Source organism: Saccharopolyspora sp. NPDC045941, assembly GCF_056431445.1.
In genome coordinates this window covers 1-1943 of record NZ_JBWKKU010000153.1, presented here as the reverse complement: position 1 = coordinate 1943, position 1943 = coordinate 1, and the positions used below count along the sequence as shown (strand labels likewise).

Genomic DNA, 1943 nt, shown 5'->3' with positions numbered 1-1943 from the left:
TACCCCCGCGCCAAACCCACACCCGCCACATACAACTCCCCCACCACACCCACCGGAACCACACCCAAAAAACCATCCAACACATACACCCGCATGTTCGGCAGCGGATGACCGATAGGCGGGACGTTTCCGCCGGACAGCGGTCCCGTCATCGTCAAGTAGACGGTCGCTTCGGTCGGCCCGTAGGCATTCAGCATCAGCCGACCCTTCGACCAGCGGTCGACCAGTTCGCCGGAGCACGGCTCGATGCCGGTGATCAGGACCCGCAGGTCTGGCAAATCGCGGTGTGGAATGCTCGACAACACCGTTGGCGAAACGACGGCGTGGCTGATGCGTTCCGCCGCCAAGATCGCTGCCAACTCAGCGCCGAGCGGTTTTTGCGTTGCGGGCAGGACCAGCGCAGCTCCGGTCGCGAGGGCCATGAACAGTTCCATCACCATCACGTCGAAGCTGGGCGACGCCAACTGCAGTACGCGGCTCCCCTCCCCGACCCGAAGTCGTTCCCGCTGCACCTCGACCAGGTTGGCCACCGCGACGTGCGGAATCACGACTCCCTTGGGGGTGCCGGTGGAGCCGGAGGTGTAGATCACGTATGCCGGGGCCAGTGGGTCCAACGCGGCCCGCCGATCGGCATCGGTGACGTTTCCGCTGTTGTTCCGGCCGAGCCGGCCTTGGAGTTCGGGATCGCCGAGGAACAGGACGGGAACTCCGATGACCGCAACGCTGCCTGCGGAGCCGTCCGCGGCGAGGACGACCGCCGGCCCAGCGTCATCGAGCATGAACCGGATGCGGTCAGGCGGGTACGTCGGATCGACCGGCAGGTAGGCGCCACCCGCCTTCAGCACGGCGAGGATGGCGACCACCATTTCCGCGGAGCGGGGCAGCACCAGCGCCACGACTCGCTCCGGCCCCACTCCTAGCCCCACCAAGTGGTGTGCGAGTTGGTTCGCGCGGGTGTTGAGCTCCTCGTAGGTCAAACGGGTGCGGCCGTGTTCGAGCGCGATGGCCCGCGGAGTTCTGCTCACCTGGCCCTGGAAAAGCTCCGGCAACGTCATGGCAGGAACGTCCAGACGACCGGTGTCGTTGCGCTCGACCAACAACGCATGCTCTTCCGCGGCATCCAGCAAACGAACCCGACCAACACGCTCATCAGGCTCAGCCGCCAACTGCGCCAGCACACGAATCAAATAACCCCCGAAACGCCGCACCGTTTCCCGATCGAAAAGATCCGCGGAATAATTGAGCGCCAACTCCATACCAGCCGGCGCCCCGCCACCATCACGATGCTCATCGAAAGTGAACGACAGATCGAACTTAGCCGCATTCAAATCATGCGGATACAGACCACCAGACGTCCCCGGCAACACAAACCCATACTCACCAGCATCGTTGAGAACAAGCGCGACCTGAAACAACGGATGCCGCCCCAACGACCGAACCGGATTGACCGCCTCAACAAGACGCTCGAACGGAACATCCTGATGCTCAAAAGCCCTGAGATCGGTCTCCCGGACACGGCGAACAAGTTCACGCAAACTCGGATCACCAGAAGTATCCACCCTCAGCACAAGGGTGTTCACGAAAAACCCCACAAGATCCCGCACCGCGTCATCGGTCCGCCCCGCGACCGGGCTGCCGATCACAATGTCCACACCAGCATTGAGCCTGGTCAGCAAAGCAGCCAGACCAGCATGCAACACCATGAACAAACTCGCGCCGCACGCCCTCGCCACGTGGAGCAATCCGCCGTGCAACTCCGGGTCGACACGAAACGACACCACCCCACCGCGATAACCAGGCACCCGCGGCCGAGGCCGATCAGTCGGCAATTCGAGCTGTTCCGGAGCACCGGCCAGCTCCCGTCGCCAATAACCGAGCTGTTGGGACACAAGGCTTTCCGGATCGTCCTCATCCCCCAGAAGATCCCGCTGCCACAACGTGTA

The 1943-nt window shown here is 63.2% G+C and carries 1 protein-coding gene; it reads right to left on the bottom strand.

What is annotated here, in order from left to right:
* Positions 1 to 1943 (bottom strand): non-ribosomal peptide synthetase (locus AC07FN_RS45805; RefSeq protein ID WP_478401367.1); only part of this gene is annotated, 1943 nt, incomplete at both ends.